The following is a 17,214-nucleotide window of genomic DNA, read 5'->3' on the forward strand; positions in this document are numbered from 1 at the left end:
GCCTTGACAGCTTGGTGAAAGCTGGAGTCCCTAAGATCAGAGGCCACAACTTTGCTCTGCTTGGAGGACATATGGACACCTTGCGCGTGATCGCGCTGATGGCCGCGACGCTGACGATGGGCTTCGTGGCAGGCGCTTTCGTCCTCTACTGGCACACGGTCATGCCCGGCCTGGCCAAGACCGACGACCGGACGTTCGTCGGCGCCTTCCAGGCGATGGACCGGGCGATCATCAACCCCTGGTTCATGGCGGGGGGCTTCATGGGCGCGCTGCTGTTCACGATCCTGGCCGGGGTCCTGTACTGGGGCAAGGCGCCGTTCATCTGGATCGCCGTGGCGTTCGTGCTCTACCTGATCGCGTTCGTCATCACGATCGCGGTCAACGTTCCGATGAACGACGCCCTCAAGGCGGCCGGCAACCCGGCCACCATCGACGTCGCCGCGGCCCGTGAGCGCTTCGACGAGGCCAAGTGGGCAAGCTTCAACCTCGTGCGCGTCATCACCTCCACCATCGCCTTCGGCCTGCTGGCCTGGGCCCTCACGCTCGTCGGCAAGTCGGGCAGCTAGCGGGCCCGCCCCACGGTGATCTGGTCCCGCGCCGCCTTGATCTCCTGGGCCCTCGGGTCGGCCAGCTCGGCCATGATCAGGTAGCCGGCGTTGGTGACGTCCCGCGCCAGGCCGGGGTGTCCGGCCTGGACGAGGATCTGGCCGAGCTCGGCCAGATCCAGGGCCTCCCAACGGCGGTTGCGCAGGCTCCTGTTGAGCGTGACGGCCTCCCGCATGCAGCGGATCGACCTGGCGATGTCGCCCATGGCCCGGTGCGCCCTGGCCGTGTGGCGCAGGCATTCGGCCATCGCCGCGCGCTCGCCCAGCTCGGTGTAGATCGCCTGCGCCTCGTGCAGGCAGCTCAGCGCCTTCTCGTACTCGCCGTTGATGGTGTAGGCGACGCCCAGGTTGTCCAGGTTGATCGCCCTGCCGCGCGTGTAGCCGAGCCGCTCGCAGCGTGCCAGCGCCAGCGTCGCGTACCGGTAGGCCTCCTCGTGATGGCCGGCCTCGGCGTGGACCAGGCTGATGTTGCCCAGCATCATGGTCTCGCCCCGCTCGTGCCGTACCTGTCTGAACTTCTCCAGCGCCCGGTGGAAGTAGCCCAACGCGAGGTCGTTCTCGCCCTTGTCCAGGTGGATGCAGCCGACGGAGTTCAAGGTGTAGGCCTCGCCGGCGGGCTCGTCCGCCGCTCTCGCGGCCCGTACGGCATGCTCGAGCAGATCCAGGCCATCGCGCCACGGGATCCTGGCGTCCAGGAAGGACGTCATCGCCATCGTGGTGCGCCAGGCGTAGCCCGCCCACCCGTTGGCCGCGGCCCAGCCGATCACCGCGCGCAGGCACTCGTACTCCCGCTCGAACCAGGTCAGCGCCGCCGCGGCGTCGGCCAGGAACGGCACGGGGGTCCTGCTCTCGTAGGGGGCCACAAAGTCGCGGCGGCGATTCGGGTGCAGCGTGCGGTCGGCGTTGACGGCGGCGAACAGGTACCAGTCGAGCAGGCGCCGCCGCGCGAACGTGTCCGCCGGATCGGCCAGGTCGACGGCGTACAGGCGGATCAGGTCGTGCAGCTCGTAGCGGTGCGGGCGGCGCTGCTCGAGCAGGTGGACGGCGACGAGCTGGTCCAGGGACTCCCGCGCCCGCACGATCGGCACGTCGGCCAGTGCCGCCGCGGTCTCCAGCCCGATCTCGCCGACCGGGTGCTGGCCCAGCATGCGGAACATCGCGGCCGCGTCGGCGCTCAGCGCGGTGTACGACCCCGCCAGCGCGGCACGCAGATCCCCCAGCGGGCCGTCGCCGCTCAGCCTGGCCTTCTCGTCCTCCAGCGCCTCGACCACCTCGGTCACCGTCGGCGTCCGCAGGACGCGCTCGGCCACGATCGCGATGGCCAGGGGCAGGCTGTCGCAGAGGTTGACGAGCTTGATCACGGCGCCCGGGTCGCTGGCGGCCTTGTCGGGTCCGATGGTGGCGGTGAGCAGCGCGGCGCCCTGCTCCTCGGAGAGCGGGCCCAGGGTGACGCGGTGCGCGCCGTCCCTGATGGACAGGCTGCGCAGCTGGTTGCGGCTGGTGACGATGACCAGGCCCGAGGTGCCGGGCAGGAGCGGGCGGACCTGGTCGGCGTCGCGGGCGTTGTCCAGCAGGATGAGGGCCGGGCGGTCGGCCAGCGCGGTGCGCAGCAGCGCCGAGCGCTCCTCGATGCCGCTGGGGATCAGCGCGCTCTCCACGCCGAGCGAGCGCAGCAGCGTCTCGGCGGCGGTCGCCGGCGACATCGCGGCGCCGGGTCCGTAACCGCGCAGGTTCAAGTACAGCTGGACATCGGGGAAGCGGGGGGCGATGCGGTGGGCCCAGTGCAGGGCCAGCGTGGTCTTGCCGGTGCCGGGCGCGCCGTCGATGGTCACGATGACCGGGGAGGCTTCGGTGCCCGTGCCGAGCGTGGCGTCGAGCTGCGCCAGCTCCTCGTGACGGCCGTTGAAGGTGACCATGTCGTGGGGCAGCTGGCGTGGCCGGGGTTGCTCACCGGCCGTGGCGCCGCCCAGCAGGATGGTGCGGTGCAGTTGGAGCAGCCGCGCGCTCGGATCGATGCCGAGTTCCTCGCTCAGTACGGCTCGGATGCGGTGGAAGGCGTCCAGCGCGTCGGAGCGCCGTCCCGCCTCGTGCAGGGCGGAGATCAGGCGGAGCCACAGACCCTCGCGGGTCGGGTAGCGGTTGGCCAGCTCCCACAGCTCGGGCACGGATCCCCCTGGTGGGCCCTGCGCCAGCTCCAGGTCGATGCGCCGCTCGGTGGCTCTGAACCACTCCTCCGTCAGTTGCGGGATCACCTCGTGGTCGAGCCAGGTGGCGCTCACCCCGCTGAAGGGCCGTTCGTGCCATAAGCGCAGCCCGGCCCGTAACAGCTCGAGCTCGTCCCGCGCGCCGCCGGCCCGCGACAGGGAGTCGCGGAAGCGGTGCACGTCGACCTGGTCGGGCGGGACCCTGATCAGGTAGCCACCCTCGGGGGCGGTCAGGATGAGGTGGCGTCCGAGCAGCTTCCGCAGCCGGGTCACGTAGGTGTGCACCGCGCTTCGCGGGCTGTCGGGCAGGCGCTCCGGCCAGAGCCGGTCGGCGATCGTCGCCACGGACACCGGCTCGTCGGCCGACAGCAGCAGCGACACCAGGACCACGCGTAGCTGGCCGGGAGGAATCGTGACGAGGCGCTCTCCGAGGCGGACCTTCCACGGGCCGAGCACCTGGAAGGTGACGTCGTCGGAGCTCATCCGTTCATCACCAATCCCCGATCCGCTTGCCCGCGAGACCGGATAGGCCCCCGAAATGACGACCGTGTGAACGGCCCCTCCCCCACCTGGATGGTACAACTCAGGGCCTGACATGGCTCTGACTAAACACCGGCACTGTGAAAGGATCGTGACAGAGGGTCACCTCCGGACAATGGCATGAAACGGACACGATCACCGTGCGGGCTCCGGTGACTCCTGACGTAGCCGGGCCCAGGTGAAGGCGCAAGGGATCGCCAGCAGGACGGCCGCGGCACCGGCCAGGGTGATCGCCCAGCCCGCGCCCACCCGGTCGGCCACCACACCCACGAGCAGCGCGCCGGCGCCCTGCACGGTCGTCACGCCGGTCGACAGCACGCCGAGCCCGCGCGCCCTGCCGTAATCGGGAAGCCTGCGCGCGAAGCTCGCGCCCAGCTGCGTGTGGTAGGCCATGGAGAACGCCCCGGAGATCGCGAACAGCGCGACGGACCCGAGGAGCGGCAGGTACAGGAACCCGAAGAGCAGCGGGATCCCCGCGACCACGGCCAGCACCCCGATCAGCCGGATCCTGACGGGTTCCGACAGCAGCCGGGTGAACAGGAACGCCCCGATCACGCTGCCCGCCGGATCGGCCGCCATCAGGATGCCGACCGCGACGGCCCCCTGACCGAGATCGTCGGCGTACGGCGCGGCCAGCGCCTCCGGTGCCACGTGGAGCCCGCACAGCCAGGCGAGCAGCAGGAGGACGACCAGCCCCGGGTCCTTCCACACCGACCACTTCACGCCTGCCTCGCCGCGGCCGCGCGGAGCCGGAGCGGGCCGCCTGGTCACGCCGCCCCACACCAGCGCCGCGGACACCAGGAACGTCAGCGCGTCCAGCGCCAGCCCCAGGCTGGGGCTCAGCACGGCGATCAGCGCGCCACCGCCCGCGAACCCGGCCAGTTGGGCGGCCTGGATCGTCATGTGCCTGATGGCCAGCCCGATCGTGTAGCTCTCCCCCTCGAGCACGTCGTTGAGCAGTGCCAGCTGCGCCGCCTTGAACGGCCCGTGCAACGTCGTGAGCGCCGCCAGCAGCACGCACAGCAGCCACAGCGGCGTCCCGGGGACGGCCATGAGCAGCACGAGCACGCCCCGCGCCACGTCGGCGACGACCATGACGTTCCGCCGCGGATACCTGTCCGCCAGCCCCGACAGCAGCAGCCCGCCCGCCATCGACGGCAGATAGCTCAGGGCGTAGGTGAGCCCGGTCAGCCCCGCCGAGGCCGTCCGGTCGTACACCAGCACCGCCAGCGCGACGCGCGCCAGCTGGTCGCCCAGGATGGAGGCCAGCTCGGCCAGCCACATCGCCCGAAACTCGTGTACGGCCAGCACCGCCGCATAGGTCACCCGTCCGCTCACATCCGCAACGTAATGAGAACCCGCTGTCACGAGCCTGGCGCGGCCCTGTCGCCCGCCCGTCCTCGATCGGTGTCAGCCCGCGCCCACCCCCACGACCGTGGGGTACACGGTCCCCAAGAAGGCGTGCACGGCCATGAGCGCCGCGACCCGCCGCACGGCGGGACTGCCCCTCGTACAGCCGGCCGACAAGCTCGGCGAGCGCTGCGAGTTCGCCAACAACCCCGGGCAGCGCGGCAACTACCGCCGGCCGAGCGTCTTCAGCAAGGGCCCGCTGACCAGGTTCACCGTGAAGCAGGTCGGCACCAGCAAGGCGGGCCGCCGGCCACCCGGCGATGACCGCGGTCATCGACGACGCCGGTCACTGCTGCGGGTGTGGCCGCGCGGCTTTTACGGGCGTCTCGCCCGCGTCTCAGCCGGGCGGGTCCGGTGGCTCGTGGAAGTCGGCGTGGGCTTCGCGAAGGGACCGGCCTTCCAGGCGGGCGAGGACGATGGCGCCGAAGTTGGGGCACTGCAGGATGTCGTCATGACCGCAGCGCAGACTGTGTTCGATGGCCTCGCGGGCGGCCTGGGCCTTGGCGATCCGCTCGTCGAGCTCTTCCAGCTTGCGCACCTGGAGCCGCCGCCACTCCTCGGGCGCCACCCCGCGCGCGGCGAGCAGCGCCTTCTGCTCGGCCAGCGAGAACCCGGCGTCACGCAGCAGCAGGATGGCGCCAACCAGCGTGACGGCCGATTCGGGGTAGCGCCGCTGCCCCGAGATCCTGTCGGGGGCGGGAAGCAGCCCGAGCTCCTCCCAGTAGCGCAGCGCCGAGGTGGCGACCCCGGCGCGGCGCGCCAGCTCACCGACGGTCAGCAGTGGCTCGGACATCTTGCCTTCAAGCGTACTTGAAGGCGTTGGCTGTCAGCCGTGAAGACAACGATGAAGCAGACCATCCTCATGGCCGTCGTCCGCCAGTTCGGCCGTCCCCGGGGCGCGGCGGGGAGCGTGGCCGGCTGGGTGATGGCCCATCGCGACTCCAACCGCCTGCGCAACAGCTGGGTCGCCGCCCTGCTCGACGTCCGGCCCGAGGAGAAGGTCCTGGAGGTCGGCTTCGGTCCCGGTCTCGCCGTCGCCGAGCTGAGCCGCCGGGTCGGCCCCTCGGGGCACGTCTACGGCGTCGACCACTCAGCCGTGATGCTCCGGCAGGCGTCCCGGCGCAACGCCGCCGCCGTCAGGGCCGGGCGCGTCACGCTCATCCAGGGCGCCGTCGACCGGCTGCCGCCCGCCCTCGACGGGCCCTTCGACGCCGTCCTGGCCGTCAACTCCCTCGGCTTCTGGCCGGACCCCGCCGAGCGCCTCGACGACCTGCGCCGGCGACTCGCGCCCGGCGGCCGCATCGCGATCGTCTCCCAGCCGCGCACCCCGGGCGCCACGAGGAACACCTCGCTCGAGGCCGCCCGCACGATCACGGCACTCCTCCAGTCGGCCGGCTTCTCCCAGCCGAGAACCGAACTCCTCGACCTCGCCCCACCCGTCGCCTGCGTCCTCGCCGTCAACCCCGGCCGCTGAGCTCGAAGGCCCGCGGGCCGCGGACCGAGCGGTCGTCCACCCTTCGCCCTAGGCCTCACCCGGAATGGGCAAACTCTGCGTGCTGCGTCCCCTCTGATGCCTGTTTGGTGGGTAGTGCCCGAAGGGCGAGATCGAATGGGGGGAGCACGTCCGATGAGAGCGACATTGATCTACGGGGCAGGCGACGTGCGGGTGGAGACCGTTCCCGACCCGGTGCTGCGCGAGCCCACCGACGCCGTCGTGCGCGTGGTGCGCTCGTGCATCTGCGGCAGCGACCTGTGGCCCTACGCCTCCATGCCGCCGACCGAGTACGGCGAGCGCATCGGCCACGAGTTCCTGGGAGTCGTGGAGGACGTGGGCGGCGAGGTGTCGGGGATCCGGCGCGGCGACCTGGTGGTGGCCCCGTTCGCCTACCAGGACAACACCTGCCGGTTCTGCGTCGAGGGCTTGCAGACCTCGTGCCCGAACGGCGGCTTCTGGGCCCGTGACGGCGTGGACGGCGCGCAGGGCGAGGCCGTGCGGGTGCCGCAGGCCCAGGGCACGCTGGTGAAGCTGCCCGTCGGCGAGGACTCCGAGCTGCTGCCGGGGCTGCTGGCCCTGTCGGACGTGTACCCCACCGGCCACCACGCCGCGGTCAAGGCCGGGGTCGGCCCGCGCACGGCGGTGACGGTGATCGGCGACGGCGCCGTCGGGCTGCTGGCGGTGCTGGCCGCCAGGCGGCTGGGCGCCGAGCGGATCCTGCTGCTGGGCAGGCACAAGGACCGCACGGATCTCGGCGTCGAGTACGGTGCCACGGACGTGGTCGGCGAGCGCGGCGAGGCGGGCGTCGAGCGGGTCAGGGAGCTGACCGGCGGTGACGGGACACATGCCGTACTGGAGTGCGTCGGCACCGAGCAGGCGCTGGAGACGGCGTTCGGCGTGGTCCGCGACGGCGGGACGGTGAGCAGGGTCGGCGCGCCGCAGTACGAGCTGGGGCCGATCGGGTTCGAGATGTTCATGCGCAACGTCACTCTCACGGGTGGCGTGTCACCGGCCAGGGCCTACATCGAGGAGCTGATGCCCGACGTGCTCGAGGGCAGGGTGCGGCCGGGCAAGGTCTTCGACCGCACGGTGGGCCTGGACGGCGTGCCGGACGGCTACCGCGCGATGGCCGCCCGTCAGGCACTCAAGGTCCTCATCGATCCCGCGGAGACGGCCCGATGAGCTGGACCAGCACCGAACTCGACGCGATCGGGACCGCCGAGGAGCTGGAGATCTCGCCGACGCAAGGCGACGGGACGCCGCAGGGCCCTGTGACGATCTGGGTCGTCCGCGTCGGCGACGACCTCTATGTCCGCTCCTACCGTGGCCGAGAAGGCGCCTGGTTCCAGACCACGCAGATCCGCCACGAGGGCCACATCCAGGCGGGCGGCATCGACAAGGACGTCACCTTCGCGGAGGAGAAAGACCCGCAGGTCAACGACCAGATCGACACCGTCTACCAGACCAAGTACAGCAGGTACGGCCCGCGCTACGTCGACCCGATGCTGGCCGACGAGGCCCGCTCCACGACGCTCAAACTGTTGCCGCGGTGACGCAGGAGTCCGGATCATCCGGCCTTGGGCAGTCCCGGTTGCGTCACCGATATCGGCTCCACGTCGTAGCGCAGACCTCGCCATGACGGGTGGCGCAGGCGGTGGTCGGGGGTCCACTCGCCGTACTGCACCTCGCCGACCAGCGCGGGCCGCACCCAACGCGCGCCCCTGGCGACGTCCCGCGGCACGTCGTCGACCGGCGGGTCCTGGAGTTCCAGCGGCGCCAGCCGTTCGCGCAGGTCGTTCAGCATGGCGTCGGTGAAGCCCGTCCCGACGTGCCCGATGAACCGCAGCCGCCCGTTCTCGTCGTGCGCCCCCAGCAGGAGCGATCCGAGCGTGCCCGCCCTGCGGCCCTCGCCCGGCTTCCAGCCGATGATGATCACGTCCTGGTGCTTCACGTTCTTGATCTTGATCCAGTACGGCGACCGGCGGCCGGGCGTGTAAGGCGAGGTCAGCCGCTTGCACACGACACCCTCCAGCCCGAGCTGATCCGCCAGCCGCAGCGCCGCCACCGGGTCGCCCGTGAACGCGACGGGCACCTCCCAGCGCGCTCCCGGTTCGACGATCTTCTCCAGGAGCCGCCGCCGCTCCACGTAGGAGGAGTGGATCACCGGGTCCGCGTCCAGGTGCATGATGTCGAACGCCAGGTAGGTGACCGGCACCGCCCGCACCAGCTCCGCCACCCGGGCCGGGTGGCGCACGTGCATCCGGTTCTGCAGCCGGCTGAAGCTCGGCCGTCCCGCCTCGTCCCAGGCCACGATCTCGCCGTCCAGCACCACGTCGTGCCGCCGCACCGCGCCCGCGATCATCCGCAGCTCGGGATAGGCCGCCGTCACGTCGCGCAGGTTGCGGGACATGATCGTGACCGCGCCGCCCTCGACGTAGAGTACGGCGCGCACCCCGTCCCACTTCATCTCCGCGGCCCACGCCTCCCGGTCTGCGACGGGAGGCAGGCTTCCGAGCTGGGCCATCATGGGCGCGTATCGCGGCAGCGCCATGCAGCCAGGCGTACCCGTTCGGCGACCCGGTAGGGCCAAGACAGGGTCTACGGCTGGTCAGGAACCACCGTCACGCCGTGAAGCTGACCTCGGCGGTGGCGACCGTGCCGCCGAGGCGGCCGGGGGCGCGCTGCTCCTGCCAGTAGAGGTTGGTGTGGGCGATCACCTGGTCGGGGGGCGGCGCGCCGTACGGGCTGAGGTCTTCGGTGGTGTGCGCGTCCTGGACGAGCGTCGCGTCGTAGCCGCGCACGATGGCCCCGTGCAGGGTCGAGCGGATGCACGCGTCGGTCTGCGCCCCGGCGACCACCAGGTGCCCCACCCCGCGCTCGGCCAGCCGCGCCTCCAGGTCGGTGTCCTCGAAGGAGTCGAGGTAGGTCTTGTGCACCAGCGGCTCGGAGTCGTCGCGGACCAGCTCGGGCACGTACTGCCAGGTGTCGCTGCCGAGCGGGAGATGCTCGTCGGAGTGCTGCACCCACAGCACGGGCACGTTCTCCGCGCGGGCCTTGCCGAGCAAGGTGCTGATGTTGGCGATGACGCCGTCGCGGTTGTGGGCGCCGGCCATCACGCCGTTCTGGACGTCGATGACGAGCAGCGCCGTGTTCGGCCGGTCGGGCAGGGTCGTCATGGGTGCCTCCTTCGTGGGTCTCCTACGGTACGGCGGGCCACCGGCATCAGGTCGCCCGGCGCAGATCGAGTCCGAGCCAGCCCGCCAGGCCGGCGATCTCCGCGTCGACCGCGGCGGTCATCGCGTCGGTGAAGGGCTGGTCCTGGTGGACGGCGTTGACCGTGAACACGCCGGCCTTGCGGTCGGCGGTGGCGTCGAGCTTGCCCACCAGCCGGTCGCCCCACAGGATCGGCAGCGCGAAGTAGCCCCACCGGCGTTTGGCGGCGGGCTTGTACATCTCCAGCTGGTAGTCGAACTCGAAGAGCTCCTGGGCGCGGGTGCGGTCGTGCACGAGGCGGTCGAACGGCGACAGCAGCGCCGCCCGCCCTTCGAACCCCCCGTCGAGCATCGCGGGGTCGACCCGCCACTCGCCCTTGACGCCCTCGACGACCGCCGGCTCTCCCGCCTCGCGCACGTCGGCGGGCTCGACGGGGAACTCCCCGGTGCGGGCGCGGGCGACCCCCAGCGCGCGCAGCCGCCGCCGGTCCCGCTCCCGCACGGCCTCCTCGACCGGCAGCGCGGGACCGTCGGGGTAGACCCGCTCGGCCAGGTCCCACAGCCGGTCGCGGCCCTTGCGACCGGCCACGGCGACCTCGCCGCGCTGCACCATGAACTCCAGCAGCTGGGTGACGTTCTTGTTGTTCGTCCAGCCGGTGGAGCTCCACGGCTGGTCGGTGGAGTCGGGCAGCTCCCGCGAGGGCAACGGCCCCCGGTCGCGCAGGCGGTCGAGAATGTCCCTGCGGCAGCGGTCGTTGGCCTGGACCCAGTCGCGGTACTGCCGCCGCCAGCCCGTCAGCTCCCCGCTGCCCGGCCAGACTGCCATGGCGGCGCGGTAGAGCGCCAGATCCTCGGCGGGCCGCACCAGGGCCCGCAGCTCGACCAACCGCCGATCCTCCAGCGCCGCCCGCAGATCGCTCGGCGAGTAGGCGGCCCCGAGCCTGCTCCAGGCCACCAGGTCGGCGCTGGGCGCGACCGCGCTGATCGGATCGAGCTGCAGCAGGGTCAGCCCGCGCACCACCGACAGCAGGCCGTCCGGCCGTTCGCGCTGCAGGAGCTGGGCGCGCACGGCCGCCCGCCGCGCGTCCTGACGGCTGAGCTGATGCACCTTGGCCATGGGGCCAGAGCCTATGACCCGCCACCGACAAACAGGCCAAGCCCGCTTGGCCGGCCCCCCTCAGGCCGGCCAAGCGGGCGCTGTTCGGCCGGTAGGCGCGGACACGCGGCCGGGCTTCATCAGCGGAGCAGTTCCGTCACGGTGACGGGACGCAGCCCGCGGCGGTGGAGGCCGTCGAGGATACGGGGCAGGGCCGCCAGAGTCTGGGGATGGCCCAGGTGCAGGCTGACGATGCTGCCAGGCCGTACGGCACGCAGCACGTTCCCGGTGATCGCCCGCTCCCCCGGATCCAGGTAGTCGCCGGAGTCCACGTCGTAGGACAGGCACGTCCGGTAGCCGGCCGCCCTGGCCAGCTCCCGGATGAGCGAGGTGGCGTGACGGGCGGCCGACTGCCGGAACCAGACGCCGCTGGAGCCGGTCAGCGCGTTCAGCCGGGCGGCGCAGTCCTCGATCTCCGCGCGGGCACTGTTCCTGGGCAGGGCCGAGACGTCCACGTGGTGCATGGTGTGGTTGCCCAGGTCGTGGCCGGCTCCGGTGACGCGGTCGGCGATCGACCTGTTGAGCCAGGTCCCGACCGCCATCACGGTGACGTGGGCGTGGTGCCGTTCGACGGTGCCGAGGAGCCGTTCGGCCAGGCCGTACGGGCCCGCGCCGTGGAAGGTGAGCGCGACCATGGGACGGTCGCGCCGGCCGTGCACCACCTCACCCGGCAGCCTGACCGGCGTCGCGACCGGCGGCTTGACCGGCACTGGGGAAGCGGGCGCCCGGACGGCGGGCTCCGCGGGCGAGCCGCAGGCAGCCAGCGGCAGCAGGCCGACGGAGGCGAGCAGGTGGCGGCGGTCGATCACCGGAAGACCCCCGTGTGGCCGAGGGAGTAGCGGCCTGGCTGTGGGTACACGCACAGGCCGTGCGGCCCCTGACCCACGCTGATCTTGTGCAGCAGCTTCCCTGTCGCGGTGGAGAAGACGTACACGACGCCGTTGTAGCGCCCGGCGAGCCACAGCTGCCTGCCGTCGGCGGACACGCCGCCCATGTCGGGAGATCCGCCGCCGGGGATGCGCCAGCGCTGGACCACCTTCTGCTTGGCGAAGGAGACGACGGAGACGGAGCCCTCGTCGCGGTTGGAGACGTACAGCCGGCGGGCGTCGCGGCTGACGTACAGTCCGTGCGCGCCCCGGCCGGTGCGCAGGAAACCTGTCCGGTTCATGGTGCGGGCGTTGATGATCCACACGCCGTCGGCCATCATGTCGGCCACGTAGAACAGGCGGCCGTCGGGCGAGAGCTTGACGTCCTGCGGCATGTTCATCCCGCCGAGCGTCTTCAGCACCCGGTGGTGCCGCCAGTCGACGACGACGAGCTGGCCGGAGAACTCGCAGCTCAGCAGGAACCTCGAGCCGTCGGCGGTGAAGTCGCCGTGGTTGACGCCCCTGCAGGGCAGGTTGATCGAGCGGATCAGCCGCATCGTGTGCGGGTTGCGGAAGTCGAGCCGGTTGTTCCGCTCGGCCATCACCAGGGCGTAGGAGCCGTCGGGGGTGAAGTACAGGTTGTACGGGTCGTCGACGGGGACCGGTCTGCCCGGGCGGCCGGTCACCGGGTTGATCGGGGTGAGCTGGTTGCCGTCGTTGTCGTTGACCCACAGGGTCTTCAGGTCCCATGAGGGCACGACGTGCTGCGGCCGCCTGCCCACCTGGTAGTGGTGGACGACCTTGTAGGTGCGCGGGTTGATCACGTCGAGGGTGTTGGACTCGCTGTTGGGCACGTACACCCGCGGCTTCAGGTCCGCGACCTTCGGGCTCAGCATCCCCGGCGCGTCGTGGGAGTAGACGTTCGCCGCCTTCTTGTGCTGTGCGACCGAGTGCGCACGCGAAGGCGACGGGGAGGGCGTGGGGGTGGGGGTAGGCGCGGGATCGGCCGCCCTGGAGGGCGCGGCACTGCAGGACGTCACCAGCAGCACGCTCACGACCACGAACCGTCTCATGAGGCAAACCCTAGGAAGCATCCAGCCAGCGTCGGCTAAGCACCGGGTTAACGCCGCGCTGACCTCGGACCTTTTGCCGAATCCGGACCGAACACACGACTCTCGGGAGGCGGTCCATGGCAGTGATCGCTGTAAGAAAGGCGGCGTGAAAAAATGGCTGGCGGTCATAGCGGTCGCCTACGTTGCCGTGCAACTGCTGGTCGTGACGCCGCGTATGGGCCTGGGCTGGGACGAAGCCGTCTATGTCAGCCAGGTCAACCCGCGCGTGCCCGCCGCCGAGTTCACCGCGCCGCGCGCCCGGGGCATCCCGCTGCTGGTCTCGCCGATCGTGGTGCTCACGTCGTCGGTGACCGCGCTGCGGATCTACCTGAGCCTCGCCTCCGGCCTGGCCCTGTACCTGTCGTTCGGCACCTGGCTGCGGCTGCGGCTGGGCGCGGTGGTCCCGCTGGCCGCATTGCTGTTCTCCTCGCTGTGGCTGGCGATCTTCTACGGCAACGAGGCCATGCCGAACATGTGGGTGGCCTTCGGCGCGGTGGCCGCCGCGGGCTGCTACCTCCAGATCACCAGAGGTGAAGGCGGCCGCGGCGCGCTGGCCGGGCTGGCCGTGAGCGTCGGCCTGGTCGCGCTGGTGCGGCCCTCCGACAGCCTGTGGCTGGCGCTCCCGCTGCTGGCCGCCCTCCTCCTGGTACGGCGGGGCCGCCGCGGCCTCGCGCTCGCCGTGATCGGCGGGCTCGTGGCAGGTTGGGTGGAGTGGATCGCCGAGGCCTGGATCCGCTTCGGCGGCCTGGCCGCGCGCTGGCAGGCCGCCGCGGCCGACAACCGCACGGGCCTGACGTCCTCCCTGATCAAGCACGCCAGGGCGCTCGACGGGCCGCTGCTGTGCCGCCCGCCGACCGCGTGCGGCGCGGTCCTGATGCCCTGGCTGGTGTGGTGGATCACCATCCCGCTGCTGGCGGGCTTGGGGCTGTACGCCGCGCGGGACCGGCTGCCCGAGGTGGGGCTCGCGGCCGCCACGGGGGTGTCGCTGGCCCTGCCGTACCTCTTCTTCGTCGACTACGCGGCGCCGCGCTTCCTGCTGCCCTGCTACGCGCTGCTGGCGATCCCGATCGCCAAGGGGGCCGACTGGATGCTGACGTGGCGGCCGCGCGTGGTCGGCGTGGGGCTGGTCGCGCTCGGGCTGGCCGCGCACTTCGCGCTGCAGGGGCTGGCGCTGTGGGTGTCCAATCCGATGCGGCTCGCGACCAGGAAGGCCGACGAGGTCATCGCCGGCCGCCTGGCCGCGATGGGCCTCACGCGGCCGTGCTTCCTGTACGGCGACGACGCCGTGCAGGTCGCCTACTACGTCGGCTGCCGATCGTTCGGCGTGCGCGTCTGGCCCACCACCCCTGCCCTGCCCAGACCTCTCGCCAGTACCGCTGGCGAGCACGTCGCCGTGATTGCCCGCGGCGACGCCGTCCCGGCGCCCTTCCTCCGGACCTGGGGCAAGAACCCCCTCACCCGGGGATGGACCGCCTACCTACCGTGAAAGGGAGATGACATGGGTACCCTGACAAATCGCTCAAATCCCGTCTATCAGCTGCGCTACGCGCTGCGTAATCCCAAGAAGGTGCCGCCCTACATGCGGCGCATGGCGCGCGACCTGTGGCTGCGCGCCACCACCAAGGGGCACGTCGGCTACTACCGCGCCGTCATGAAGTCGGACGTGGCCCGCGACCCCGAGGGCGCCGTCGGCAGCCACACCCACAAGCGCTGGCTGGAGCTGGGCAAGCTCCAGTTCGAGTACCTGCTGCGCCACGGGCTCAAGCCGGACCACCGGGTCCTCGAGATCGGCTGCGGCAACCTGCGCGCCGGCTGGCGCTTCATCGACTACCTCGACGCGGGCAACTACTACGGCCTCGACATCTCGCCCGACATCCTGCTGTCCGCCAACAAGACCGTGGTACGGCACGGCCTGCAGGGCAAGGAGCCGACCCTGAGGCTGGTCGACAACCTCACCTTCGACTTCCTGCCCGACCAGCGCTTCGACGTGGTGCACGCGCACAGCGTCTTCTCGCACACCCCCATCACGGTCATCGACGAGTGCCTGGCCCACGTGGGCCGGATCATGCGGCCGGACGGCCACTTCGACTTCACCTTCGACAGGACCGTCGGCACCGAGCACCACGTGCTGCGCGAGGACTTCTACTACCGCACCGAGACCCTCGTCGAGCTGGCGGCCAGGCACGGCTTCACGGCCACGTTCATGAAGGACTGGGAGAAGGGACCGCACAAACAGTCCAAGCTCCGCCTCACCGCCCGGCTACCGTGAGGGCATGCGCCTGCTGCCCGTAACGGCGGCCGCGGCGATCGCGCTCTCCGCGTGCACCGCTCCCGGTCCGCCCGCCACCCCGACCACGCAGGCGCCGGCCCCTGCCACGTCGCCCCCGCGAGCCACGCCCTCGCGGAGCGGCTTCATCGCCCTGGGCGACTTCGGTACGGCAGGCAGCGACCAGCGCGCGGTCGCCAAGGCCATGGGCCGCTGGGCCGATGCCGGGCACCGCGTCGACGCGCTGGTCAGCACCGGGGACAACGTCTACCCCGACGGCGACCCCGAGCGGTTCGACGAGGCCATCGACCAGCCCTACTCCCGCTGGCGCGGCTCGATCTGGGCCACGCTCGGCAACCACGACGAACAGGACGGCAACGGACCCGACCAGCTGACACACCTCGACCTGCCCGGGCTGCCCTACGCCCGGCAACTGGCCGGCGTGCAGGTGCTCTTCCTCGACGCCAACCACCCCGACCAGGCCCAGGCCCGCTGGCTCGACGAGCGGCTGTCGGCGCCAGGGCCGCGCTTCCGCGTCGTCGTCTTCCACCAGCCCGCCTGGTCCTGCTCCGAGCACGGTTCGACGGCCGCGGTGGACCGGCTCTGGGTGCCGGTGTTCGAGCGGCACCGGGTCGCGCTCGTGCTGAACGGCCACGACCACAACTACCAGCGCTTCGTCTCCCCCGCCGGCGTCACCTACGTGGTCACCGGAGGCGGCGGCGCCGCCCTCTACGCCCTGCGCGCCTGCCACGGCACGCCGGAGCGGGTGGCGGCAGCCGTACGCCATCACTTCACCGCGGTCGAGGTCACCCGGGACGCGCTGACCCTCACGGCCGTCGACCCGAACGGCAAGCCTTTCGACCGCGCCGTCATCCGGGCCGGGTGAGGCCGGTCAGAAGCCCTGGGCGAGCCGGTAGTAGGCCTGGTTCCAGCGCAGCTCCTTGGCGAACTGGCGAGACGTGGTCGCGGAGTCGATGACCAGGAGTTCGACCCCGAGCATGTCGGCCAGGTCGGAGAGCTCCTCGACGCCGACCGCGGTGGACAGCACGGTGTGGTGCGGGGCGCCCGCCGTGAGCCACGCCTCGGCGGAGGTGCGCAGGTCGGGCCGGGGACGCCAGACCGCGCGGGCCACGGGCAGCCGGGGCAGCGGCTCGGGCGGCGCGACGACGTCGATCTCGTTGGCCACCAGGCGGAACCTGTCGCCCAGGTCCGCCAGCCCCACCACCACGCCCGGTCCCGGCTGGGCGTCGAACACCAGCCGCACCGGGTCCTCCCTCCCGCCGATGCCCAGCGGGTGGATCTCGCACGACGGCGTGCCCGAGGCGATCGTCGGGCACACCTCCAGCATGTGCGCGCCGAGGATGAGCTCCTCCCCCGGCGTCAGGTGGTAGGTGTAGTCCTCCATGAAGGACGTGCCGCCGGGCGCCATGGCCTTCATCGTGCGCAGCAGCACGCTGGTCTTCCAGTCGCCCTCGCCGCCGAAGCCGTAGCCGTCGGCCATGAGCCGCTGCACGGCCAGCCCGGGTAGCTGCCGCAGCCCGCCGAGGTCCTCGAAGTTCGTGGTGAACGCCCTGAAGTCGCCCGCCTCCAGGAACGCGCGCAGGCCCAGCTCGATCCTGGCCGCGTACCGCAGCGACTCGTGCCGCTCTCCCAGCAGCTCGGCGGCCACCTTATATAGATCCTGATATTTCGAGACAAGCTGGGTGATGTCCGCATCGGGGACCGCCTCCACAGCCTCGACCAGCTCGTTGACGCCGTAGGTGTTGACCGAGACGCCGAAGCGGAGCTGCGCCTCGACCTTGTCCCCCTCGGTGACGGCCACGTCGCGCATGTTGTCGCCGAACCTGGCCAGCTTGAGCCCACGCAGCTCACGCGCTCCCTCGGCGGCCCGCGCCCAGGCGGAGATCCTGGCCGCGACGGCAGGGTCGCTGACGTGTCCGGCCACGGTCTTGCGGGCCACGCCGAGCCTGGTCTGGATGTGGCCGAACTCCCTGTCGCCGTGCGCGGCCTGGTTGAGGTTCATGAAGTCCATGTCGATGGAGCTCCACGGCAGCGCCACGTTGGCCTGGGTGTGCAGGTGCAGCAGCGGCTTGCGCAGCGTGTCCAGCCCGGCGATCCACATCTTGGCCGGGGAGAAGGTGTGCATCCACGCGATCACGCCCGAGCACCGGTCGTCGGCGTTGGCCTCGAGCATCACCCGCCTGATGGCCGCGGCGTCGGTGAGCACCGGCTGCCACGTAACGGGCACCGGCAGCTCGGCGGCGATGGCGCGGGACTGCTCGGCCACCTGCCGCAGCGTGGCCTCGCCGTACAATCCCTGGCTGCCGGTCAGAAACCAGATGGTCAAC

16 protein-coding genes are annotated in these 17,214 nt (G+C 71.5%); 7 read left to right on the forward strand and 9 right to left on the reverse strand.

Features of this window, described 5'->3' with window-relative positions; all coding sequences use genetic code 11:
• Window positions 1-71 precede the first annotated feature (71 nt).
• A complete protein-coding gene (locus tag KIK09_RS25325; RefSeq protein ID WP_214321834.1) occupies window positions 72-566 on the forward strand; it encodes an anthrone oxygenase family protein in 495 nt (164 codons plus the stop codon).
• Here KIK09_RS25325 and KIK09_RS25330 read toward each other — a convergent pair.
• The 3 genes from KIK09_RS25330 to KIK09_RS25340 all read right to left on the reverse strand — a co-directional run bounded on the left by KIK09_RS25330 (window position 563) and on the right by KIK09_RS25340 (window position 5,552).
• Window positions 563-3,292 carry an AfsR/SARP family transcriptional regulator gene (locus tag KIK09_RS25330; RefSeq protein ID WP_214321835.1) on the reverse strand — a complete coding sequence of 910 codons (2,730 nt, stop codon included), beginning with the start codon at window positions 3,290-3,292 and terminating at the stop codon, window positions 563-565. The two genes, KIK09_RS25325 and KIK09_RS25330, sit on opposite strands and share 4 nt — an antisense overlap.
• A 192-nt stretch (window positions 3,293-3,484) precedes the next feature.
• A complete protein-coding gene (locus KIK09_RS25335; RefSeq protein WP_214321836.1) occupies window positions 3,485-4,687 on the reverse strand; it encodes an MFS transporter in 1,203 nt (400 codons plus the stop codon).
• A 409-nt stretch (window positions 4,688-5,096) separates the two neighbouring features.
• A complete protein-coding gene (locus tag KIK09_RS25340) occupies window positions 5,097-5,552 on the reverse strand; it encodes a MerR family transcriptional regulator (RefSeq protein WP_214321837.1) in 456 nt (151 codons plus the stop codon).
• Window positions 5,553-5,603: 51 nt separating this feature from the next.
• Between KIK09_RS25340 and KIK09_RS25345 the strand changes: the two genes are divergently transcribed.
• From KIK09_RS25345 to KIK09_RS25355, 3 genes are all read left to right on the forward strand, one after another.
• Window positions 5,604-6,233 carry a class I SAM-dependent methyltransferase gene (locus tag KIK09_RS25345; RefSeq protein ID WP_214321838.1) on the forward strand — a complete coding sequence of 210 codons (630 nt, stop codon included), beginning with the start codon at window positions 5,604-5,606 and terminating at the stop codon, window positions 6,231-6,233.
• A gap of 153 nt (window positions 6,234-6,386) precedes the next feature.
• Window positions 6,387-7,436 (forward strand): zinc-dependent alcohol dehydrogenase family protein, encoded by a 1,050-nt coding sequence (locus KIK09_RS25350; RefSeq protein ID WP_214321839.1) that lies wholly within the window; start codon window positions 6,387-6,389, stop codon window positions 7,434-7,436.
• Complete coding sequence (locus KIK09_RS25355) at window positions 7,433-7,807, forward strand: DUF2255 family protein (RefSeq protein WP_214321840.1); 375 nt, start codon at window positions 7,433-7,435, stop codon at window positions 7,805-7,807. Before KIK09_RS25350 ends, KIK09_RS25355 begins: the two co-directional genes overlap by 4 nt.
• A 14-nt stretch (window positions 7,808-7,821) precedes the next feature.
• On the opposite strand, the gene ligD is transcribed toward KIK09_RS25355, so the two are convergent.
• The 5 genes from ligD to KIK09_RS25380 form a co-directional block, all read right to left on the reverse strand.
• A complete protein-coding gene (ligD, locus tag KIK09_RS25360; protein WP_214321841.1) occupies window positions 7,822-8,805 on the reverse strand; it encodes a non-homologous end-joining DNA ligase in 984 nt (327 codons plus the stop codon).
• 70 nt (window positions 8,806-8,875) lie between these two features.
• Window positions 8,876-9,430, reverse strand: a complete 555-nt coding sequence (locus KIK09_RS25365) for a cysteine hydrolase family protein (RefSeq protein WP_214321842.1) — start codon at window positions 9,428-9,430, stop codon at window positions 8,876-8,878.
• A gap of 46 nt (window positions 9,431-9,476) precedes the next feature.
• The gene (locus KIK09_RS25370; protein WP_214321843.1) at window positions 9,477-10,583 is read right to left on the reverse strand and encodes a DNA glycosylase AlkZ-like family protein; all 1,107 of its coding nucleotides are present in this window, start codon (window positions 10,581-10,583) and stop codon (window positions 9,477-9,479) included.
• A 119-nt stretch (window positions 10,584-10,702) separates the two neighbouring features.
• The gene (locus tag KIK09_RS25375) at window positions 10,703-11,431 is read right to left on the reverse strand and encodes a polysaccharide deacetylase family protein (protein ID WP_214321844.1); all 729 of its coding nucleotides are present in this window, start codon (window positions 11,429-11,431) and stop codon (window positions 10,703-10,705) included.
• The gene (locus KIK09_RS25380; protein WP_214321845.1) at window positions 11,428-12,561 is read right to left on the reverse strand and encodes a YncE family protein; all 1,134 of its coding nucleotides are present in this window, start codon (window positions 12,559-12,561) and stop codon (window positions 11,428-11,430) included. Before KIK09_RS25380 ends, KIK09_RS25375 begins: the two co-directional genes overlap by 4 nt.
• Window positions 12,562-12,706: 145 nt before the next feature.
• On the opposite strand from KIK09_RS25380, the gene KIK09_RS25385 reads away from it, so the two are divergent.
• From KIK09_RS25385 to KIK09_RS25395, 3 genes are read left to right on the forward strand one after another with little or no spacing between them, the layout of a single operon-like run.
• Entirely contained in the window at window positions 12,707-14,086 is a 1,380-nt protein-coding gene (locus tag KIK09_RS25385) for a hypothetical protein (RefSeq protein ID WP_214321846.1), read from the forward strand.
• Between the two features lie 12 nt (window positions 14,087-14,098).
• Window positions 14,099-14,869, forward strand: coding sequence for a class I SAM-dependent methyltransferase (locus tag KIK09_RS25390; protein WP_214321847.1), 771 nt, complete (start codon window positions 14,099-14,101; stop codon window positions 14,867-14,869).
• Between the two features lie 4 nt (window positions 14,870-14,873).
• Window positions 14,874-15,752, forward strand: coding sequence for a metallophosphoesterase family protein (locus KIK09_RS25395; RefSeq protein WP_214321848.1), 879 nt, complete (start codon window positions 14,874-14,876; stop codon window positions 15,750-15,752).
• Between the two features lie 6 nt (window positions 15,753-15,758).
• On the opposite strand, the gene araA is transcribed toward KIK09_RS25395, so the two are convergent.
• Window positions 15,759-17,213: an L-arabinose isomerase gene (araA, locus tag KIK09_RS25400; RefSeq protein WP_214321849.1), complete on the reverse strand. Its 1,455-nt coding sequence runs from the start codon at window positions 17,211-17,213 to the stop codon at window positions 15,759-15,761.
• Between the last annotated feature and the right edge of the window lies 1 nt (window position 17,214).

The organism is Nonomuraea sediminis, from assembly GCF_018531495.1.
Taxonomy (GTDB): Bacteria; Actinomycetota; Actinomycetes; order Streptosporangiales; family Streptosporangiaceae; genus Nonomuraea; species Nonomuraea sediminis.

Excerpts from the sequence above, each read along its gene's own strand:
- KIK09_RS25350 (WP_214321839.1), top strand. The coding sequence starts at position 6,387 with ATGAGAGCGACATTGATCTACGGGGCAGGCGACGTGCGGGTGGAGACC.
- KIK09_RS25340 (WP_214321837.1), bottom strand. The coding sequence starts at position 5,552 with ATGTCCGAGCCACTGCTGACCGTCGGTGAGCTGGCGCGCCGCGCCGGG.
- KIK09_RS25365 (WP_214321842.1), bottom strand. The coding sequence starts at position 9,430 with ATGACGACCCTGCCCGACCGGCCGAACACGGCGCTGCTCGTCATCGAC.
- KIK09_RS25325 (WP_214321834.1), top strand. The coding sequence starts at position 72 with ATGGACACCTTGCGCGTGATCGCGCTGATGGCCGCGACGCTGACGATG.
- KIK09_RS25355 (WP_214321840.1), top strand. The coding sequence starts at position 7,433 with ATGAGCTGGACCAGCACCGAACTCGACGCGATCGGGACCGCCGAGGAG.
- KIK09_RS25330 (WP_214321835.1), bottom strand. The coding sequence starts at position 3,292 with ATGAGCTCCGACGACGTCACCTTCCAGGTGCTCGGCCCGTGGAAGGTC.
- KIK09_RS25345 (WP_214321838.1), top strand. The coding sequence starts at position 5,604 with ATGAAGCAGACCATCCTCATGGCCGTCGTCCGCCAGTTCGGCCGTCCC.
- KIK09_RS25390 (WP_214321847.1), top strand. The coding sequence starts at position 14,099 with ATGGGTACCCTGACAAATCGCTCAAATCCCGTCTATCAGCTGCGCTAC.
- ligD (WP_214321841.1), bottom strand. The coding sequence starts at position 8,805 with ATGGCGCTGCCGCGATACGCGCCCATGATGGCCCAGCTCGGAAGCCTG.
- KIK09_RS25395 (WP_214321848.1), top strand. The coding sequence starts at position 14,874 with ATGCGCCTGCTGCCCGTAACGGCGGCCGCGGCGATCGCGCTCTCCGCG.
- KIK09_RS25380 (WP_214321845.1), bottom strand. The coding sequence starts at position 12,561 with ATGAGACGGTTCGTGGTCGTGAGCGTGCTGCTGGTGACGTCCTGCAGT.
- KIK09_RS25370 (WP_214321843.1), bottom strand. The coding sequence starts at position 10,583 with ATGGCCAAGGTGCATCAGCTCAGCCGTCAGGACGCGCGGCGGGCGGCC.